Source organism: Acidobacteriota bacterium (assembly GCA_020845575.1).
In the GTDB taxonomy this organism is placed as follows: Bacteria; Acidobacteriota; Vicinamibacteria; order Vicinamibacterales; family Vicinamibacteraceae; genus Luteitalea.
Genome location: JADLFL010000005.1, coordinates 1 through 18,382, shown reverse-complemented (window position 1 = coordinate 18,382; position 18,382 = coordinate 1). Strand labels below are relative to the sequence as shown.

Below are 18,382 nucleotides of genomic sequence, written 5' to 3'. Positions count from 1 at the left end.
CGGTGCGTCAGCCCGCCGGGGCTGATACGAGGCGCTCGAGCGTGTCGACGAGCACCGAGGGTTCGACGGGCTTGGCCAGGTGCGCATCGAAGCCCGCCTGCAGCGCGCGCTGACGATCGTCGGCGCGCGCGAGCCCGCTCAACGCCACGGCGCGGACCCGGTCTCCATGACGACGGATGGCGCCGAGCAGCGCGAACCCGTCCATCCCTGGCATGCTCAGGTCCGTCACCAGCACTCCTGGAGGGCGCTCCTGCCACGCGGCGACCGCGTCGGCCGCCGACTGCGCCGTACGCACCTCGGCACCCTCGCGACGCATCACGAACGCCACGAGTTCCACCGTGTCGCGATGGTCGTCCACGACCAGCACGTCGACGCCGGCCAGCCGGCCGGCAGAGGCCGTGGTGGCGATGTCGTCGCTCGGACGCGCCGCGAGGGTGGACGCGTGCGTCACCAGTCGTCTGGATGTCGCGAGGGGCAGCCGCACCGAGAACGTCGCACCACGACCGGGTCCGTCGCTGCGCGCTTCGATGGTGCCGCCGAGGTGGTCGACGATGTACTTGGTGATCGAGAGGCCGAGGCCAAGCCCCTCGTGTTCACGCGTCGAACTGGTATCGGCCTGCCTGAAGCGCTCGAAGACGGCAGGCAGCAGGTCGGCGCGGATCCCGCTGCCCGTGTCGCTGACGTCCAGTTGCGCCATGTCGTCGCGCTCGCGGCAACTCACGGTGATGGCGCCGCCTGCCGGCGTGAACTTCGCGGCGTTGGTGAACAGGTTGGACACCACCTGCCGCACGCGTTCCCGATCGGCCACGACGAGCAGGTCGCCATCGATGTCCAGATCGAGCGACAGGTGCTTCTCGTCGGCCTGTGGCGAGAGCTCGTCGATGGTTTCGCGCACCACGCTCGAGAGCGGGAGCGTCGCCATGTGGAAGACCAGCTTGCCGGTGACGATGCGCGAGACGTCGAGCATGTCGTTGATCAACTGCGACTGCTGACGCAGGTTGCGTTCGATCGTGTCCAGTGCACGCTCGGACTCGTCATCGTCCATGGGTGTCTCGCGCAGTACCTGCACCCATCCGAGCACCGATTGCATGGGCGAGCGCAGCTCGTGGGACAGGACCGCCAGGAAGTCGTCTTTCGCGCGGCTCGATCGTTGGGCGGCTTCGAGGAGCGTCTGCCGCTCGTCGATGCGCTCGCGCAGGTCCTGATTGAGCGCGCGAATCCTGTCCTCCGTGGCGTGCTGATCGGTCACGTCCTGGAGCACGCCCTGGATGAGCGCGAGCCGGCCCACCTCGTCGAACAGCAGGCGGCCGCGGTCTTCGATCCAGACGGGACCCTCGCGCCCGCAGAGATAGGCCTCCGCGAGCCGGTACCGCGTCTGGTACTGGCCGTCGGCCGACTGCGAGGCGCGCTGGACGGCGTCCACGTGCGCCGGCCTGTCGTCGGGATGGATCATCGCCATGCTCGCCTCGCGCGTGCGGGGCAGCATCTCCACCGGCACGCCGAGCGCGTCGCTCGCAGACGGACTGCAGGTCATCAGGCCGGTGCGCGGGTCGTACTCCCACGCGGCCATGCGCGCCGCCTCGAGCGCGCGATACATCCGCTCCTGCTGTCGGACCAGCGACTCGCGCAGCCTGTGCGATTCGGTGATGTCACGGAAGACGATCGAGATGCCATCCGCGCTGGGCGACACGTGCAGCTGGACGAAGTGGCCCGGGCGCAGGATCGCCGCCGTCTCGAGCGTCACGGGGAGCCTGTGCGTCATCACGCGACGCATAGTGCCGTCGAGGGACGTCCCGACAGATTGGGGGAAGACGTCCCAGCACGCGCGGCCGATGACGTCGGTGGCCGCGAGACCGAAGTGGTGCTGTGCGGCGTCGTTCACGTACGTGAAGCGCCACGAGAAGTCGATGGTCACGAAACTGTCGGTGATGCTGTCGAGCGTGGACTGTACGCGATGCTCGGCATGTTCGGCGCGGACCAGCGCCGTGCGCGTCACGTGCGTGAGCCACACGATGAGCCCGCTGACGATGAGGAAGATCCCCATCGGAGCGAGCGCCACGCCGGTGAGGCGTTCGCCCGGCGTCCACAGCACGATGCTGGCCACCAGGGAGAGCGCCTGTGCCAGAAGCCCCGCCCGCAGCCCGCCCATGAGCGCCGCGACGACGATGGCGGCATAGAAGGGGCTGAACATCGTGGTGCGTGGATCGACGCCCATGGTGTTCAGGCCGAACCGCGCGAGTGCGGCAACGGCCACGACCACCACTGCGCTGCCATATCGGCTCAGCGGGGAATCGGCACGCCGGATCGACACGATGCTGGAGACGCGTGAGCGGGGTGGACGAGAATGCTACACGGAATTGATACGAACCGCGGTCCCACGGTCAAGCTCGACGGGCGCTGCCCTGGCTCTGGCTCTGCGGACTTCCGAAATGCCCACCGGTTCGCCGGTTGCCGGTTGCCGGTTGCCGAACCTGTAAGATTCTCTCCCTGATGCGCGCGCCGAAATCGGTCTTTGCCTGCACCTCCTGCGGGGCTCAGTCACCCAAGTGGCTGGGGCGGTGTCCCGATTGCGGGGCGTGGAACTCCTTGGTGGAGGAAGCCGCGTCGCCCGCGCAGCCGGCCGGAGGGGCTGCGGCGCGACTCGGACTCGGGTCCGGTGGGCAGGCGCGGCTCTACGCGGACGTGGACATGGTGCAGGCCGAGCGGATCTCGACGGGCATCGGCGAGTTCGACCGTGTCCTCGGCGGCGGACTGGTGCCGGGCAGCCTCGTGCTCCTCGGCGGAGAGCCGGGCATCGGGAAGAGCACGCTGCTGCTGCAGGCGGCGGCGGAGTTCGCACGACGGACGGGACCGGTGCTGTACTGCTCGGGCGAGGAGTCGGAGCACCAGGTGAAGGGCCGCGGCGAACGACTCGGCGTCGGGCGCGCGCCGCTGTACCTGCTGGCCGAGACGTGTACCGAGCGCATCCTCGACGAGGTCCAGCGGATCAAGCCCGCGCTGCTGATCGTCGACTCGATCCAGACCGTGTACTCGACGCGGCTGACGTCGGCGCCGGGCACCGTCGGGCAGATCCGCGAGACGGCCACGCAGTTGCTGTTCGCGGCCAAGGGCCAGAACCTGCCCACGTTCCTCGTGGGCCACGTCACCAAGGATGGCGGGCTGGCCGGCCCCAAGGTGCTCGAGCACGTCGTCGACACGGTGTTGTATTTCGAGGGCGAGCGGCATCATACGCATCGCGTGATCCGGGCCGTGAAGAATCGCTTCGGCGCGGCCAGCGAGCTGGGCGTGTTCGAGATGACGGGCACGGGGCTGCAGCCCGTGGCCAACCCGTCGGCGCTCTTCCTGGCCGAGCGGCAGGCGGGCGCACCGGGATCGGCCGTCCTCTGCTGCATGGAGGGATCGCGGCCGATACTCGTGGAAGTACAGGCGCTGGTGTCGAGCAGCGTCTACGGCAGCGCGCGACGCATGACCAACGGCGTGGATCAGCAGCGGCTGGCCCTGCTGCTGGCGGTGCTCGAGAAGCGAGCCGGGCTGAACCTCGCCGGCGAGGACGTGTTCGTCAACGTAGCAGGTGGGTTCACCGTCGACGAGCGTGCCGCGGACCTTGGTATCGTCGCCGCCGTGGTGTCGAGCGTGAGGAATCGGCCTGTCCGTCAGGGGACGGCGGTGTTCGGTGAAGTGGGTCTGGCGGGCGAGGTGCGTGCGACGGGGCAGTCGCTGCTGCGGGTCAGGGAAGCCGCGCAGATGGGGTTCACGCGATGCGTGCTTCCGACTGGCAACGCGCAGGACGAGGCCCTGACGGGCTGCGAGGTGGTGGGTGTCAGGACGGTCGGCGAGGCGCTCGACGAGGTGATCGGCTGGGATTGATGGGCGTATGATGTCTCGCGGAGGCGGCGCGGCCATTCCCCTCCCCCTGATTCCGTGCCGCGCACCTCCGGGCAGATATAGCGATTTCCTTCATCTGGGGTCGTGCATGACGTGGTTCGTCTTTGCTCGCGTGCTCTTTGTGGCCGCGGTGGCGTATTCGGCGTCGCTCGTGAAGCCTGTTCACGAGTTCGCCCTCCTCAATGTCCTGTTCGGGGCAGGGTTGGCGGGGCTCGTGGTGGTCTTCGAGTCGCAACTTCGCGACACGTCGGTCTCGGCGATGCTCGGCGCCGTGCTCGGGGGCACCATCGGCCTCAGTCTCGCCAAAACGGTCACCACCACGCTCTTCTGGGCCAATACGGCAGACGGCCGCGTGGCGTTTCTCCACACGGTCACCCTGCTCGCCCTCACGTATCTCGGCCTGGTGGTCGGCGCGCGCAAGGGTGAGTGGCTCGAGCCGGCGCGGCTCATCAGCCTCTTTCGCGCCACGGCTCCCAAGAAGCGCTACAAGATCCTCGACACGAGCGTGATCATCGACGGCCGCATCGCCGACATCTGCGAAACGGGGTTCGTGGACGGCACGCTGGTCGTGCCGCAGTTCGTGCTGAAGGAACTGCAGTTCGTGGCCGACTCGTCTGACGCGATGAAGCGCAACCGCGGCCGACGCGGCCTCGACATCCTCCAGCGGATGCAGAAGATGACCCACATCGACGTGGTCATCTCCGACGTCGACTTCCCCGACGTCAAGGAAGTGGATCTCAAGCTCATCGAGCTCGGCCGATCGCTCGAAGGCTGCATCATCACCAACGACTTCAACCTGAACAAGGTGGCGGAGTTGCGCGGCGTCACGGTCCTGAACATCAACGAACTGGCCAACTCGCTCAAGCCTGTCGTCCTGCCCGGCGAGTACATGAAGGTCTTCATCCTCAAGGAAGGCCGCGAGTACAACCAGGGCGTGGCCTATCTCGACGATGGCACGATGGTGGTGGTGGACAACGGCCGCAAGATGATCAGCAAGAACATCGACGTGGTCGTCACCAGCGTGCTCCAGACGACGGCCGGCAAGATGATCTTCGGCCGCTACATCGATCCGGCCGGCGATACGCAGCGTGCACCCGCCGTCGGCGATGCCACGGCCGCCACGCCCGTCACCCAGGCGCCCAGCCAGCAGACGGCGCCCTTCCGCCGGCCGCGCGCCATCCAGCAGACCTGACCTCTCGATGGCAGTGCCCCCGTTCCATTGGTGGCGGACGGTCGTCTTCCTGATCCCCGCCATCAGCGTCTACACCATCGTCCTCGGCACGCTGTCGCTGCTTTCGACGCTCGTCGATCGGCAGGGGCACCTCGCGCACAAGTGCGCCAGGGCATGGGCGTGGCTGATCCTGAAGACCACCGGCGTCACGGTGGAGGTGAGCGGCATCGACCAGCTCCCGTCCGACGCCTCGTACATCTTCCTCGCCAATCACCAGAGCATCTACGACATCCCGGTCCTCTTCTGGTATCTGCCGTATCAGATCCGCATCCTTGCGAAAGCGTCGCTCGGCCGGTTTCCGTTCCTCGGCTGGCATCTGCGCCGCAGCGGTCACGTCCTCGTGGATCGCAGCAATCCGGGCAACTCGACGATGGCACAGATCAAGGAACTGATGCGTCAGCATGTCTCGCTGCTCGTGTTCCCGGAAGGCACGCGCAGCGCTGACGGACGCGTGGCGCGCTTCCGCGCCGGCATCGTGCTGCTGGCGATCGAGTCAGGCCTCCCCATCGTGCCCGTGTCTGTGGAGGGCACGCGTCACGTGATGCTGAAGGGGCGGCTCATGACCTGTCCGGGACACGTGCGCCTGCGCGTCCTGCCCATCGTGTCGACGGAGGGATACGACGCGCGTCGGGCGCGTGAGTTGGCGGGCGTTATCGAGCGGCAGGTGCGCGACGGCGTGGAGCAACTGCAGGGAGCATCCTCGTGAACATCGACGTCTCGCCGGATGTCGCCGACATCGTGATGCCTGGCGTGATCGTCCGTCGTGGCGTGACGGTGCTCGCGCACGACCCGCGTCTCGATGCGCCGCTCGCGGAGGCTGCAGACCGCCTGCGTGCCGCGACCGATCTCGACGAGCCCATGGCCGCCACGCGGCTCATGTACAAGCGCTGTGGCATCGACCCGACCAAGACGCGGCCGTCGAGTGAAGCGCTGCTGCGCCGCGTGCGCAAGGGTGATTCCCTGCCGCGCGTGAACGGGCTGGTGGACATCATCAACTGGTGTTCCGCCGAGACGCAGATCTCGTTCGGTCTCTACGATCTCGCGCGCATGCGGCCGCCAGTCGCGCTGCGGCTCGGTGGTCCGGGCGAGGGCTACGACGGTATCAGGAAGGATCGCGTGAACGTCGAAGGCCGGCTCACCCTGGCCGACGCGGTGGGACCCTTCGGCAACCCCACGTCGGACTCCGCGCGCACGATGACGACACCCGCCACGCGCGACGTGCTCGTCCTCCTCTACGTACCGGCGTCGCTGCCCGCCAGCGCCGGCCAGCGCGCGCTCGCGCTGACCACCGAACGCCTCGCCGTCTACGCGGGCGGTGAGTAGGCCGGGCGTGTTTCAATAGCCGCCGAGAAACTGGAGCAGGACGGTCCGCGCTGTCGCGAGCACAGCTGCGGCCATGACGGCGATGCCGAGGCTGGCCATCGCGGCTGCCGTGTTCGTCGATCCGCGCCGCATGCGCACCACGTGCGCGAGCCCGGCCGTTGCGACAATGGCCAGCACCGGAAGCGCCGGCTGGACGTACCGCGGTGTCCAGTGGATGGCCATGTACGGACGCGGCACCATCGTGACGTACACCCAGAGCGCACATGCGGAGACGGCCCCTGCCGTCGCGAGCCCGAGCAGGCGATGCGTCTGCGGCGACGACACGATGCGCAGCAGCGTGACGATGCAGGCGATCGCGAGGACGAGACTCACGGCGCCATAGAACGACCAGAGCCGGGAATCGGACATCGGTCCCGCACCGAGCGAGCCGAAGCGAGCCCAGAACGCCTCGAACACCTGGACACGCCAGATACCGAGAATCGCCGGATCGAGCAGGCCGGGTGACGGCGTTGGACCGAGCCCCGCTGCGGCGAGCACGTCCGCACGGAACGCCCGTCCCAACGGGTCACCGAATGCGTACCATTCACGAAGCGGGACCCAGGCACATGACAGACAGACACCGAGCGCCGCGGCAGCAGACTGTCGGGCCGCCGTTCTCCATCCGTGGCGTGTCCACGCGGTTGCCAGCGCGATCATCGTCAACAGATAGGCGGTGCTGAGCTTGACGGCCAGTGCCAGACCCGTTGCCAGACCGGCGATGAATGACGAGCGGCTGCCGGAAGTCGTTGCCGCCCGCAGGATGGTCACCACGGCGAACGTGGCGGCGGCGGTCGCGGCCCCATCGGTCGAGTGGTAACCCATGAGTGCCGCTACCTGCGGCACGAGACCGAGCGAGGCGCTGCCCACGAGAGCGGCACGCTCGCCGAGGCCCGCGAGTCGCAGCGCCGTCCCGAGCCACCATGCCGTCAGCGCGGCAAGGCCGATGTGCAGCAGGCGGATGCACCAGATGAGGCGAATGCCTGCCTGTCGCGTGGTGTCGGGACCGTGCAGGTACATCGCGACCTGACGGCCGCCGTGAAGTCGTGACGCCTCGTTGGCAGGCAACCGAGGTGGTTCGTCGGCAAGCCCGAGCAGCCGCGCGATCGTGCCCGTGGCGATGTAGTAGGCCGGGTGCTGCACCCATTCGTAACTGTCGGCGCGCCAGGGATCTCCGACGGGTGGCACCGCCGTCGGCAGACGTCCCGTCATGGCAACGAAGCGCGTGTACTGCAGGTGCGCCAGTTCGTCGGGGCCTTCGGCAGCCGGGATGCTCAGGACAAACATCGCCGTACACGACGCGGCGAGCCCCACAGGCAGCAGGCGTGCTCGACGCATCGAGACCTGCACGCCGGACATGGAACGTACGAGTCCCCACGCGCTGGCCGTGAATGCGATGACTGCAACGGCCCATGACAGGAGGAGCCGCCAGTCGCCGTCCGCGATGAGGCGAGCCGCTGCCACCGTGCGCGCAGCGGAGAGGAGGAGTATCGACGAGCCCAGGGCGAGAACGGCAGTGATCGGCCGGGTCGGCCCGGGCATGGGTGCTACCTTACCACTCGCATGGAGCGCGCTCGGTGACTGTCGACGTGGTGGTGGCCGCCGGTGGCCAGGGGCGTCGCCTTGGCGGGTTGGTGGCCAAGCAGTGGCTGACGCTTGGCGACCGCACGATCTTCGAGCGGAGTGTGGCGGCCTGCGCCTCGTCTCCGGAGGTCCGCGGTGTTGTCGCGGTGGTGCCGGCGTCTGACGTTGCTGATGCGTCGGTGCTCGCGACGACTGCCGCGGCAGGCAAGCTGCTCGCCGTTGTCGCCGGCGGCGCGCGCCGGCAGGATTCGGTGGCGGCGGGTCTGCTCGCGTTGCCCGGAGATGCCGACGTCGTGCTCGTGCACGACGCCGCCCGCCCGTTCGTCACGCCGGACGTGATCGGACGCGTGGTGGCGGCCGCGGCGCGTCACGGCGCCGCCATCGCAGCGGCGCGCGTTCACGACACGGTCAAGCGCGTCGTGGATGGCGCGGAAGGACGCTGGATCGAAGGCACGATCGCGCGCGACGGCCTCGCGCTGGCGCAGACACCGCAGGGCTTTCGCCGTGATGTCCTCGAGGTGTTGATACCGGCGATGACATCGGCAGACGAGGTGACCGATGAAGCGTCGCTGGCCGAGCGCCTCGGACATCGCGTGCAGATCGTGGAAGGGCATCCGGACAACGTGAAGATCACCACCGACGATGATCTCCGGCGTGCGCGCGCCGCGCTTGGTGCGAGCGTCCATCAGCCGGCGGAGGCGCGCGTGGGCGTCGGGTACGACTCGCATCGTTTTGCCGACGGCCGGCGTCTCGTTGTCGGCGGCGTCCACGTGCCCGACGGGCGCGGGCTCGCCGGGCACTCCGACGGTGACGCTGTCTGCCATGCCGTCATCGATGCCGTGCTGGGTGCCGCGGGACTCGGCGACGTCGGCGGGCTGTTCCCCGATACGGATCCCGCCTGGAAGGACGCCGACAGTCTTGCGCTGCTGCGCGACGCGTTCTTCCGCGTGCAGGGCGCTGGCTGGCACATCGGCAACCTCGACATCGTCGTGATCTGCCATCGCCCGAAGATCGGTCCGATCGCGGCGGCCCTGCGTACGTCGCTGGCCGCAGCGCTCGCCACGACACCCGATCGCATCAGCGTGAAAGGCAAGACGCCCGAGGGCACGTCCTCACTCGAGGATGCGATGGTCGTCCACTCCGTGGCGCTGCTGACACGGGCGATGCCGAATGTCGAATGACGAACTCAGGCATCCGGCCATGTGCAGCGAGAATCGCGTGTGGTTGAGCCACGATGCAGTACGACCTGCTACATCGTCAAGGCGCTGGCGCAGCAGGATCGCGAAGAGTCGCTGGCGGACCTCGTCGAGGAACTCGTCGCCGAGCACGGTCAGCCCACAGCGGAGGAACGGCAATGGGCGCGACGGGTCCTTCGGCGCCGGTCACGGGCCTGCCCCTCGACGCTGGCGCGCTCATCGCCATCGAACGCGGTGATCGCCGCATGATCGCGTTGCTGCAGGAAGCACTGCGGAAGCGCCTCCGTCTTCGCGTGCCTGCTGGCGTCATCGGGCAGGCGTGGAGGGACGGCCGCCGGCAGACCACGTTGACGCGCTTCTTCAAGACGCGAGAAGTGGAAGTGCACACGCTTGACGCTCAACTCGCCAGAGCGGCCGGTGAGTTGTGCGGGGTTGCCGGAACGAAGGACGTGATCGACGCGACAGTGGTCCTTGCCGCACGCCCCACCGCCGATGTCGTTGTCACGGGCGATCCCGACGACATCCTGAAGCTCGACCCGACAATCCGCGTCGAACGAATCTGACCGATGGCCGAGCCGTCCTGGCCGAGCCCGCTGTGCCCTGCAACGCAAGTGACTGTCACTCCTGGCGGAGTGCGGTCATTCAGCCCCTGGCGCGGATGACCTGCCGCTCGAGAGCGGCGCAGCGTAGAAGGGATCGTCACCTCTGGAGCCAGTCCGCCGCCGCCCGGGAAACCCGCAGGCTCGCCGACGACTTCGAACGGCACCTGGTTCAGCAGGATCGTCTCGCCAGGGATCGGCGGCCGCGCGCCAGAGCGGCGCTGCCAGTAGGCGTGGCCGACCACGGCAACGGGAGCGATACCGGGATGATCGTCGGCAGTCGTCAGCAGACTGTCGAGCGTGCCCTGCAGCAGCTCGACGCGGTTGGGTCTTCAGCGTGCTGGCTTGCCGCGAAGGTGTAGCCGCCGGCCTTCATCCGGTGGGCGTATGTCACTGACTGCCGGACAGAGTCCGTCTACGTCATCGGGACCCGGCAGCTACATCTCGCCGGTGCCCGCCGCCGGGTTGTCCCGCTGCCCGCTGCCCGCTGTCCGCTGCCCGCTGCCCGCTGTCCGCTGCCCGCTGTCCGGTGCCCGCTGCCCGCTGCCCGGTGCCCGCTGCCCGGTGCCCGCTGCCCGGTGCCCGGTTGCCGGTTGCCGGTTGCCGGTTGCCGGATAATGCTTCCGATGCGCGTACGCTTCGCTCCGAGTCCGACAGGGTACCTGCACGTCGGCAACGCCAGGACGGCGCTGTTCAACTGGCTGCTTGCGCGCGGGCAGGGCGGCACGTTCGTGCTGCGGCTCGAAGACACCGACGAGGCGCGTTCGACGATGGCGTCGGCTGACGGCATCCTCGAAGACCTGAGGTGGCTCGGACTCGACTGGGATGAAGGTCCGGACCGGAGCGGACCATACGGACCCTACAGGCAGACCGAACGGCTGGCGATCTATCGCGCACACGCGGAGCGCCTGCTCGACGAGAGACATGCGTACTACTGCTTCTGCTCGCCGGCGGATCTCGACGCCGCGCGCGAAGCCGCGCTGCGTGAGGGCCGTACGCCTCAGTACGCCGGCACCTGCCGCGGCATCGAGCCGGCGGTTGCGCGTGCGCGCGTGGCGACGGGCGAACCCGCCGCGATCAGGTTCCGCGTCACCACGCACGAGCCCATCGTCTTCACCGATCTCGTGCGCGGATCGATCGCCACCGACGCGGCGATGATCGGTGATTTCGTCCTGCTCCGTCCGAACGGGCTGCCGGCCTACAACTTCGCCGTCGTGGTGGACGATGTGGCGATGGGGATCACGCTGGTGGTGCGTGGCGAGGACCATGTGCCGAACACGCCGCGGCAGATCCTGGTGTATCGCGCGCTCGGCGTGGCCTCGCCGCAGTTCGCACACCTGTCGCTCGTGCTCGGCCCCGATCACGCGCCGCTGTCCAAGCGCCACGGCGCATCGAGCGTCTCCGACTTCCGCGCGCAGGGCTTCCTGCCCGAAGCGCTGCGCAACTACCTGGCGCTTCTCGGATGGTCGCCGGGACACGAAGAAGAGATCGTCCCGATCGATGAGCTCGCGCGACGATTCCGCGTCGAGGACGTCACCAGGAGTGCGGGTGTGTTCGATCCGGACAAGCTCGCGTGGATGAACCGGCACTACCTGAAGGATGCCGATCCGGCACGAGTGGCCGCGCTGCTGGTCCCGCATCTGGTCGAGGCCGGCTGCCTGCGAAGCGAAACAGTCGTGGCCGATGAGGCGATGCGTGCGTTCCTGCTGACATGTGTCCCGCTGGTGGCGGGCACCGTGGATCGGCTCGCCGATGCACCGGCGCGCCTGCGCACGGTATTCGAGACTCCGCGCCCGGGCGCCGTCGTGGAACTGCTTGGCGCCGAGTCGCCCGATGCGGCGTCCGCCTCGCGCGCGGTGATCGTCGCGTTCGCCGAGGAGTTGAGCGCCCGGCCACGGCTGACGCGGGAATCGTTCCGCGAGACCGCGCAACGCGTGAAGGACCGCACCGGCCAGAAGGGCCGACATCTGTTCCACCCGATCCGCCTGGCGATCACCGGGGCCGACAGCGGGCCGGAACTCGATCTCGTCGTGCCGGCCATCGAGGCGGGTGCGGCGATTCCGCCGCGTGCCGGCATCGACCCCATCGTCGGGTGTCGCGAGCGCGCGGCGATGTGCGCGGCCGCGCTGATCGGAGCCTGATCGCACATGGCCCCGATTGTCGTCGCCGGCGTGCATCCCGTACGTGAAGCCTTGCGCGCCGGAAGCGTGCGCGATGTGTGTGTCGGCGCGCGGACCGACGCGCGCGTCACCGAGATCGTGCGCCTGGCCGAAGCGCGCGGCGTGCCCGTGCGGCGGGTCGACGCCGCGGAGCTCGAGCGCCTGGCCGGCGGGGAGCGCCACCAGGGCGTTGTCGCCACGCTGGGAGAGGCGCCGCGACGCTGGACGCTGGAGCAACTGGTTGCCGTCAAGCCGGCGCCGCTGGTCGTGGTGCTGGACGGCGTCGAAGACCCGCACAACGTCGGCGCGATCCTGCGGACCGTGGATGCCGCCGGAGCGACGGGCGTGGTGCGCCAGGAGCGGCACGCGGCGGCGCTCGGGCCCGCCGTGGCGCGCGCGTCGGCTGGCGCGCTGGCGCACGTGCGCATCTGCGACGTGGTCAACGTGGTGCGCGCGATCGAGACCCTCAAGTCGCTCGGCGTGTGGGTGGTCGGCCTCGACGCGGAAGGGGCCCAGGCCTACGACAGCGTCGACTTCCGTCCGCCCACGGCCCTTGTCGTCGGCGCGGAAGGGGAGGGGTTGCGGCGGCTGGTCAGGGAGCACTGCGACTTCATCGCGGCGCTGCCGATGCGCGGGCACGTCGGCAGTCTCAACGTCTCGGTCGCCACGGGCATAGTCCTGTACGAAGCGCTGAGGCAGCGCGGTGTGCTATACTCGCCTCCTTTGTCCGGCTGGCGTAGCTCAGTCCGGTAGAGCAGCTGATTTGTAATCAGCCGGTCGGGGGTTCAAATCCCTTCGCCAGCTCCAGTTTCGATGTGCAGGAACGGTCGTGAATCAGGCGATCGTGGGTGCGGCAACGCGCCTGAATGCAGTTCAACGGGCCCAGGCCCGAGCCGTGTGCGGCGAGGTTGCGGAGCGGTCAAACGCAGCAGACTGTAAATCTGTCGGCCAAGCGCCTTCGAAGGTTCGAATCCTTCCCTCGCCACCATTCGACTCGCCCACGCGTCTCGCGTGGCGAGACGCGTGGGCTCGCTCATGGCAGGCTGCTTGGGGCTGGAGCAGGACGGCGGGTCTGGGGGCGGAGTCATGGCCCTGGCTCGAGCAGGACGGCAGGCCTCGGGGCGGAGTCATGGCCCAGGCCTGAGCGAGCGTGATTGCGGTGCTGGCGCTGCAATCATGCGAGTCGAAGGCGGGAGTAACTCAGTGGTAGAGTCACAGCCTTCCAAGCTGTTGGTCGCGGGTTCGATCCCCGTCTCCCGCTCCACATGTACCGGGTTCGTCCCACCGCCGTGCCGCGCCGGAGCGTCGTAGGCGCGAAGGCGGGGCGGGCGCTGCCGATCGGCTTTCGGGCCGGTGGGCGCGATGGCGTGTCTGTGCCGGTTTGGTGTTGACACCGGATCCGGGTTAGGATTGTGAGCTTGTCCCGCCAGCGGACCCGTGTCCGGGTGGCGGGCACCGAAGATGCGGCTCCCGCGAGCGAGATGGGCAGGCTCAGTCGACGTGTCGGCCGAAGCTGCGAGCGAAGAGCGAGCGTTCAGCGAAGGCCGATGTAGCTCAGTTGGCAGAGCGCGTCCTTGGTAAGGACGAGGTCACCGGTTCAATCCCGGTCATCGGCTCCAACCTTCGCTCGCTTCGCGAGCTCCGGTTGGCGGGCCCAGTCGGGTTCAGGTTGGCGGGCCAGTAGCGCAGGTTGGTAACGAACACGTAGGCGTAGCAAAGAGAGCGTAAAGGGTCATGGCGAAAGAGAAGTTCGACCGTTCGAAGCCGCACGTCAACATCGGGACGATCGGCCACATCGACCACGGCAAGACGACGACGACGGCGGCGATCACCAAGGTGCTGAGCAAGCACAATCCGAAGGTGTCGTTCCGGTCGTTCGACTCGATCGACAACGCGCCGGAAGAGAAGGAGCGCGGGATCACGATTGCGACGTCGCACGTGGAGTACGAGACGGCCAATCGGCATTACGCGCACGTGGACTGTCCGGGGCACGCCGACTACGTGAAGAACATGATCACGGGCGCGGCGCAGATGGACGGGGGGATTCTGGTGGTGGCGGCCACCGACGGGCCGATGCCGCAGACGCGCGAGCACATTCTGCTGGCGCGGCAGGTGGGGGTGCCGTACCTGGTGGTGTTCCTGAACAAGGTGGACGCGGTGGACGACCCCGAGCTGCTGGATCTGGTGGAGCTCGAGGTGCGGGAGCTGCTGAGCAGCTACGGGTTCCCGGGGGACGAGATTCCGATCGTGCGCGGGTCGGCGCTCAAGGCGCTGGAAGGCGAAGGCGAGTGGGAGAAGACGATCGACGCGCTGATGGAGGCGGTGGACCAGTACGTGCCGCTGCCGGAGCGCGCGGTGGACAAGCCGTTCCTGATGCCGGTCGAGGACGTGTTCTCGATCTCGGGGCGTGGGACGGTGGTGACCGGCCGGGTGGAGCGCGGGACGGTGAAGGTCGGCGAGGAAATCGAGATTGTGGGGTTCGGGCCGACGCGCAAGACGGTGGTGACCGGCGTCGAGATGTTCAAGAAGCTGCTCGACGAGGGGCAGGCGGGCGACAACATCGGGGCGCTGCTGCGCGGCATCGACAAGGATGCGGTGGAGCGGGGGCAGGTGTTGGCCAAGGGCGGGTCGATCACGCCGCACACCAAGTTCAAGGGTGAGGTGTACGTCCTGACCAAGGAAGAGGGCGGGCGTCACACGCCGTTCTTCAACGGGTACCGGCCGCAGTTCTACATCCGGACGACGGATGTGACGGGGGTGGCCAAGCTGCCCGAGGGCGTGGAGATGGTGATGCCGGGCGACAACGTGACGATGGAGATCGAGCTCATCGGGCCGGTGGCGCTGGAGAAGGGGCTGCGGTTCGCGATTCGCGAGGGCGGCCGGACGGTGGGCGCGGGCACCATCACCGAGATCCTGCAGTAAGGCTGTGGTGGGCCGGCCGACAAGGCCGGCTCGTCTGGCAGGACCGGATCGCCTGCGGCTGGCAGGGCCGGCTCTCCGAGCCCGGCCTTTCCCGAGCCCTGAACCGTAAGACAGTGAGTTCACCATGAGAGACATCGTTCAGCTCGCGTGCGGCGAGTGCAAGCGTCGGAACTACAGCACGACGCGCAACAAGAAGAAGACCACGGAGCGTCTGAACATGAAGAAGTTCTGCCGCTTCTGCAAGTCGCACACGGAACACAAGGAAAGCAAGTAGTTGCCGGCCCGGCCGGCGGCGGCGTGCGTACAGGCCAGTAGCTCAATTGGGAGAGCACCGGTCTCCAAAACCGGGGGTTGGGGGTTCGAGTCCCTCCTGGCCTGCCACCTCTCGCCGGCGGGAGCCCGAGGCGCGCACCGCGGTCACGCGAGGCGCGCCGGGGCGTCTGCACTCAAGGAAACCGCACCGTGAAGACCGCGATGGTGGACAACGTCAAGGACGCGCAGGTCGGACGCCGCGAGGGCAGTGATGCGCCCGTCGCGACGACGAGCGGCCCGTTGGGCTGGTGGGGACGTGCGAAGGATTTCCTCTCGAAGGTGCGTGAGGAAGTCGGGCGCGTCACATGGCCCACACAGCGCGAGGTGCAAGCCACGACTGTGGTCGTGATCGTGTTCTCGCTCATCATGGGCCTGTACCTGTTCGCCATCGACGCGGCGTTCAACAAGGTGGTCGAATGGATCTTCCGGCGCCTCGGAGGCGCGGCATGAGCGAGACCACGCAGGATGGCGCCGCGCCGGCTCCCGTGTTGAGCTGGTACATCGTCCACACGTACTCGGGCTTCGAGAAGAAGGTCAAGGAATCGCTCGAGCAGCGCTTCCAGGCGTACGGCCTGGAGGACAAGTTCGGCGAGATCCTGGTGCCCACCGAAGTCGTGGTCGAGATGCGGGGTGGGCGGAAGTACGAAGCCCCGAAGCGGATCTTCCCGGGCTACCTGTTCGTCGAGATGCAGATGACCGACGACGCGTGGCACGTGGTGAAGAACACGCCGAAGGTCACCGGGTTCGTGGGTGCGGGGACCAAGCCGACGCCGATGACGCGCGACGAGGTGGAGAACATCCTCCTCCAGGTGCGCGAGAGCGCCGAGAAGCCCAAGCCGAAGTACCACTTCGACAAGGGCGATCAGGTCCGCATCAACGAAGGCCCGTTCACCAATTTCAACGGGACGGTGGACGAGGTGAATACCGAGCGCAGCACGCTGAAGGTCATGGTGACGATCTTCGGGCGGTCGACGCCGGTGGAACTCGACTTCCTCCAGGTCGAGAAACTCTAGGGTTCGATCGCAGCAGGGACGGTTCGCAGACACATGGCCAAGAAAGTCCAAGCACTCGTGAAGCTCCAGATTGCCGCCGGCAAGGCGACGCCGGCGCCGCCTGTCGGTACCGCACTCGGTCCGCAGGGCGTCAACATCATGGACTTCTGCAAGAACTTCAACGCGAAGACCGCCGGGCAGGACGGCCTCATCATCCCCGTGGTGGTGACGGTGTACGCCGACCGCTCGTACACCTTCGTGCTCAAGACGCCGCCCGCGCCCGTGCTGCTCAAGCGCGCCGCGAAGGTGGAGAAGGGGTCTGCCGAGCCCAACAAGAACAAGGTGGGCACGGTGACCAAGGCGCAGGTCGAGGAGATCGCGCGGATCAAGCTGCCGGATCTCAACTGCGAATCGGTCGAGTCGGCCATCCGCAGCGTGAGCGGCACGGCGCGCTCGATGGGTCTGGATGTGGTGTAGGTGATGCGGTAATTGTGGGAGGTCGTTTCGGCGGCCGTCTGAACCACGGAGGTCAGTGCATGCCCAATCCCGGGAAGAAGTACGCGGCGGCGCGCGCGCAAGTCGAAGAGCGGCCGTACGTGCTGGACGAAGCGATTCCGCTCGTCCAGAAGCTCAAGTACACGAAGTTCGACGAGACCGTCGAAGTGGCCATGCGTCTCGGCGTGGATCCCAAGCACGCCGATCAGATGGTGCGCGGCACCGTGGTGCTGCCGCACGGCCTGGGCAGGACCAAGCGCGTGCTCGTGATCGCCAACGCCGAAAAGCAGCGTGAGGCGGAAGCCGCCGGCGCCGACGCGATCGGCGGCGAGGAACTCGTGGAGAAGATTGCGGGCGGGTGGACGGACTTCGACGCCGTCGTGGCCACGCCCGACATGATGCGGGCCGTGGGCCGGCTCGGCAAGGTACTCGGTCCGCGCGGACTGATGCCCAACCCGAAGACGGGCACCGTCACGACCGACATCGCGAAGGCCGTGCAGGAGATCAAGGCGGGCAAGGTCGAGTTCCGCGTGGACAAGACCGGCATCGTGCACGCCCCGATCGGCAAGGTGTCGTTCCCGGCCGAGAACCTCCTGGCCAACGCGCACGCGCTGGTGGACAGCGTGATGAAGGCGAAGCCGGCGGCGGCCAAGGGCAAGTACCTCAAGAGCCTGACGGTCAGTTCGACCATGGGCCCGGGCGTGGCGATCGACACCTCGCATGTCGAGTCGCTCGTCAAGTAAGGGGAGAGACCATGGCTGTATCTCGTGCTGACAAGCAACTGGAACTCGGGCAGCTCGCCGACGCCTTCGGGGCGTCCGAGAGCCTGATCGTCCTGGAGTACAAGGGCCTCAAGGTTCCCGAGGTCACCGAACTGCGCCGCCAGGTGCGGGCCGTGCACGGCTCGTACAAGGTGGTGAAGAACACGCTCGCGCGTCGCGCGATGGCCGGCACGCCCTTCGAGGCGCTGACGTCCCACTTCACGGGCCCGACGGCCGTGGCCTTCAGCGGCGACGACCCGGTGGCGCTCGCCAAGGTGCTCACGACGTTTGCCCGGACCGCGCCCGCCCTCGTGCTGAAGGCCGCCGTGGTGCAGGGCGAAGTGGTGGAGGGACCGGCGGTCAACGACCTGGCGACGATGCCGGGCAAGCCGGAACTGTACGCCAAGCTGCTGTACCTGCTGCAGGCTCCGATGGTCCAGATCGTCAGCGTGTTGAGCGCGGCGCCGAGGGACCTGATGAATGTACTGACGCAGGTGGAGAAGAAGAAGGGCGAGTAGCCCGCCGATGAACGATGGCCGCGCCCCGAGCAACGTCGAGGCGGCGGGCCCTACCGCTGACAGGTGAGGAGATCAGGACAATGGCAGACGTGACGCAGGATCAGGTGGTCGAGTACATCAAGAACATTTCGGTGATGGAGCTGTCGAAGCTCGTCAAGACCCTCGAGGCCGAGCTCGGCGTGTCGGCCGCGGCCGCGGCGCCGGTGGTGGTGGCAGCGGGTGCCGGTGCGGCGGCGGCGGCCCCGGCCGAGGAGCAGACCGAGTTCAACGTCATCCTCGTCGAGGCGGGCGCGAACAAGATCAACGTGATCAAGGCGGTCCGCGAGGTCACCTCGCTCGGCCTGAAGGAAGCCAAGGATCTCGTCGAGG

Annotated in this window: 17 protein-coding genes, 5 tRNA genes and 1 pseudogene; 21 read left to right on the top strand and 2 right to left on the bottom strand. The window is 67.9% G+C overall.

What is annotated here, in order from left to right:
* Window positions 1-7 precede the first annotated feature (7 nt).
* A complete protein-coding gene (locus IT182_01230) occupies window positions 8-2,311 on the bottom strand; it encodes a response regulator (protein MCC6161952.1) in 2,304 nt (767 codons plus the stop codon).
* Between the two features lie 179 nt (window positions 2,312-2,490).
* On the opposite strand from IT182_01230, the gene radA reads away from it, so the two are divergent.
* The 4 genes and pseudogenes from radA (at window position 2,491) to IT182_01210 (ending at window position 6,439) form a co-directional block, all read left to right on the top strand.
* On the top strand, window positions 2,491-3,867 hold the full coding sequence (gene radA, locus IT182_01225) for a DNA repair protein RadA (protein ID MCC6161951.1): 1,377 nt from the start codon (window positions 2,491-2,493) through the stop codon (window positions 3,865-3,867).
* A 106-nt stretch (window positions 3,868-3,973) separates the two neighbouring features.
* Window positions 3,974-4,948, top strand: a pseudogene (locus tag IT182_01220) (PIN domain nuclease).
* Window positions 4,949-5,084: 136 nt separating this feature from the next.
* On the top strand, window positions 5,085-5,822 hold the full coding sequence (locus IT182_01215; GenBank protein MCC6161950.1) for a 1-acyl-sn-glycerol-3-phosphate acyltransferase: 738 nt from the start codon (window positions 5,085-5,087) through the stop codon (window positions 5,820-5,822).
* Window positions 5,819-6,439, top strand: coding sequence for a hypothetical protein (locus tag IT182_01210; protein ID MCC6161949.1), 621 nt, complete (start codon window positions 5,819-5,821; stop codon window positions 6,437-6,439). The genes IT182_01215 and IT182_01210 overlap by 4 nt, the downstream gene beginning before the upstream one ends.
* A 12-nt stretch (window positions 6,440-6,451) precedes the next feature.
* Here the strand turns inward: IT182_01210 and IT182_01205 are convergent, their stop codons facing one another.
* Window positions 6,452-8,017 carry a hypothetical protein gene (locus tag IT182_01205; protein MCC6161948.1) on the bottom strand — a complete coding sequence of 522 codons (1,566 nt, stop codon included), beginning with the start codon at window positions 8,015-8,017 and terminating at the stop codon, window positions 6,452-6,454.
* A gap of 35 nt (window positions 8,018-8,052) precedes the next feature.
* Between IT182_01205 and ispD the strand changes: the two genes are divergently transcribed.
* The 17 genes from ispD to rplL form a co-directional block, all read left to right on the top strand.
* Window positions 8,053-9,240, top strand: a complete 1,188-nt coding sequence (gene ispD, locus IT182_01200; protein ID MCC6161947.1) for a 2-C-methyl-D-erythritol 4-phosphate cytidylyltransferase — start codon at window positions 8,053-8,055, stop codon at window positions 9,238-9,240.
* Window positions 9,241-9,413: 173 nt separating this feature from the next.
* The gene (locus IT182_01195) at window positions 9,414-9,818 is read left to right on the top strand and encodes a PIN domain nuclease (protein MCC6161946.1); all 405 of its coding nucleotides are present in this window, start codon (window positions 9,414-9,416) and stop codon (window positions 9,816-9,818) included.
* Between the two features lie 662 nt (window positions 9,819-10,480).
* Window positions 10,481-11,995: a glutamate--tRNA ligase gene (locus tag IT182_01190; GenBank protein ID MCC6161945.1), complete on the top strand. Its 1,515-nt coding sequence runs from the start codon at window positions 10,481-10,483 to the stop codon at window positions 11,993-11,995.
* A 6-nt stretch (window positions 11,996-12,001) separates the two neighbouring features.
* Window positions 12,002-12,766, top strand: a complete 765-nt coding sequence (rlmB, locus tag IT182_01185; protein ID MCC6161944.1) for a 23S rRNA (guanosine(2251)-2'-O)-methyltransferase RlmB — start codon at window positions 12,002-12,004, stop codon at window positions 12,764-12,766.
* A tRNA-Thr gene (locus IT182_01180) sits at window positions 12,744-12,820 on the top strand. Before rlmB ends, IT182_01180 begins: the two co-directional genes overlap by 23 nt.
* Window positions 12,821-12,914: 94 nt before the next feature.
* Window positions 12,915-13,001, top strand: a tRNA-Tyr gene (locus IT182_01175).
* 201 nt (window positions 13,002-13,202) lie between these two features.
* Window positions 13,203-13,277 (top strand) — tRNA-Gly (locus tag IT182_01170).
* A 279-nt stretch (window positions 13,278-13,556) separates the two neighbouring features.
* Window positions 13,557-13,632, top strand: a tRNA-Thr gene (locus tag IT182_01165).
* Between the two features lie 115 nt (window positions 13,633-13,747).
* Window positions 13,748-14,935, top strand: coding sequence for an elongation factor Tu (tuf, locus tag IT182_01160; protein MCC6161943.1), 1,188 nt, complete (start codon window positions 13,748-13,750; stop codon window positions 14,933-14,935).
* A 124-nt stretch (window positions 14,936-15,059) separates the two neighbouring features.
* Window positions 15,060-15,209, top strand: a complete 150-nt coding sequence (rpmG, locus tag IT182_01155; protein MCC6161942.1) for a 50S ribosomal protein L33 — start codon at window positions 15,060-15,062, stop codon at window positions 15,207-15,209.
* Window positions 15,210-15,240: 31 nt separating this feature from the next.
* Window positions 15,241-15,316: transfer RNA gene (locus IT182_01150), tRNA-Trp, on the top strand.
* Between the two features lie 81 nt (window positions 15,317-15,397).
* Complete coding sequence (gene secE / locus IT182_01145; GenBank protein MCC6161941.1) at window positions 15,398-15,697, top strand: preprotein translocase subunit SecE; 300 nt, start codon at window positions 15,398-15,400, stop codon at window positions 15,695-15,697.
* The gene (gene nusG, locus IT182_01140) at window positions 15,694-16,260 is read left to right on the top strand and encodes a transcription termination/antitermination protein NusG (protein ID MCC6161940.1); all 567 of its coding nucleotides are present in this window, start codon (window positions 15,694-15,696) and stop codon (window positions 16,258-16,260) included. The genes secE and nusG overlap by 4 nt, the downstream gene beginning before the upstream one ends.
* 33 nt (window positions 16,261-16,293) lie before the next feature.
* On the top strand, window positions 16,294-16,716 hold the full coding sequence (rplK, locus tag IT182_01135) for a 50S ribosomal protein L11 (protein MCC6161939.1): 423 nt from the start codon (window positions 16,294-16,296) through the stop codon (window positions 16,714-16,716).
* Window positions 16,717-16,775: 59 nt separating this feature from the next.
* The gene (locus IT182_01130) at window positions 16,776-17,477 is read left to right on the top strand and encodes a 50S ribosomal protein L1 (protein ID MCC6161938.1); all 702 of its coding nucleotides are present in this window, start codon (window positions 16,776-16,778) and stop codon (window positions 17,475-17,477) included.
* Between the two features lie 11 nt (window positions 17,478-17,488).
* A complete protein-coding gene (gene rplJ, locus IT182_01125; GenBank protein ID MCC6161937.1) occupies window positions 17,489-18,013 on the top strand; it encodes a 50S ribosomal protein L10 in 525 nt (174 codons plus the stop codon).
* 80 nt (window positions 18,014-18,093) lie between these two features.
* A partial coding sequence (gene rplL / locus IT182_01120; protein ID MCC6161936.1) for a 50S ribosomal protein L7/L12 occupies window positions 18,094-18,382 on the top strand: 289 nt, incomplete at its 3' end.

What these genes read in the sequence shown, in the direction of transcription:
- IT182_01195 (MCC6161946.1), top strand. Translation starts at nt 9,414, where the DNA reads ATGGGCGCGACGGGTCCTTCGGCGCCGGTCACGGGCCTGCCCCTCGAC.
- tuf (MCC6161943.1), top strand. Translation starts at nt 13,748, where the DNA reads ATGGCGAAAGAGAAGTTCGACCGTTCGAAGCCGCACGTCAACATCGGG.
- IT182_01130 (MCC6161938.1), top strand. Translation starts at nt 16,776, where the DNA reads ATGCCCAATCCCGGGAAGAAGTACGCGGCGGCGCGCGCGCAAGTCGAA.
- IT182_01190 (MCC6161945.1), top strand. Translation starts at nt 10,481, where the DNA reads ATGCGCGTACGCTTCGCTCCGAGTCCGACAGGGTACCTGCACGTCGGC.
- rplK (MCC6161939.1), top strand. Translation starts at nt 16,294, where the DNA reads ATGGCCAAGAAAGTCCAAGCACTCGTGAAGCTCCAGATTGCCGCCGGC.
- IT182_01215 (MCC6161950.1), top strand. Translation starts at nt 5,085, where the DNA reads ATGGCAGTGCCCCCGTTCCATTGGTGGCGGACGGTCGTCTTCCTGATC.
- rlmB (MCC6161944.1), top strand. Translation starts at nt 12,002, where the DNA reads ATGGCCCCGATTGTCGTCGCCGGCGTGCATCCCGTACGTGAAGCCTTG.
- rpmG (MCC6161942.1), top strand. Translation starts at nt 15,060, where the DNA reads ATGAGAGACATCGTTCAGCTCGCGTGCGGCGAGTGCAAGCGTCGGAAC.
- IT182_01205 (MCC6161948.1), bottom strand. Translation starts at nt 8,017, where the DNA reads ATGCCCGGGCCGACCCGGCCGATCACTGCCGTTCTCGCCCTGGGCTCG.
- nusG (MCC6161940.1), top strand. Translation starts at nt 15,694, where the DNA reads ATGAGCGAGACCACGCAGGATGGCGCCGCGCCGGCTCCCGTGTTGAGC.
- rplJ (MCC6161937.1), top strand. Translation starts at nt 17,489, where the DNA reads ATGGCTGTATCTCGTGCTGACAAGCAACTGGAACTCGGGCAGCTCGCC.
- radA (MCC6161951.1), top strand. Translation starts at nt 2,491, where the DNA reads ATGCGCGCGCCGAAATCGGTCTTTGCCTGCACCTCCTGCGGGGCTCAG.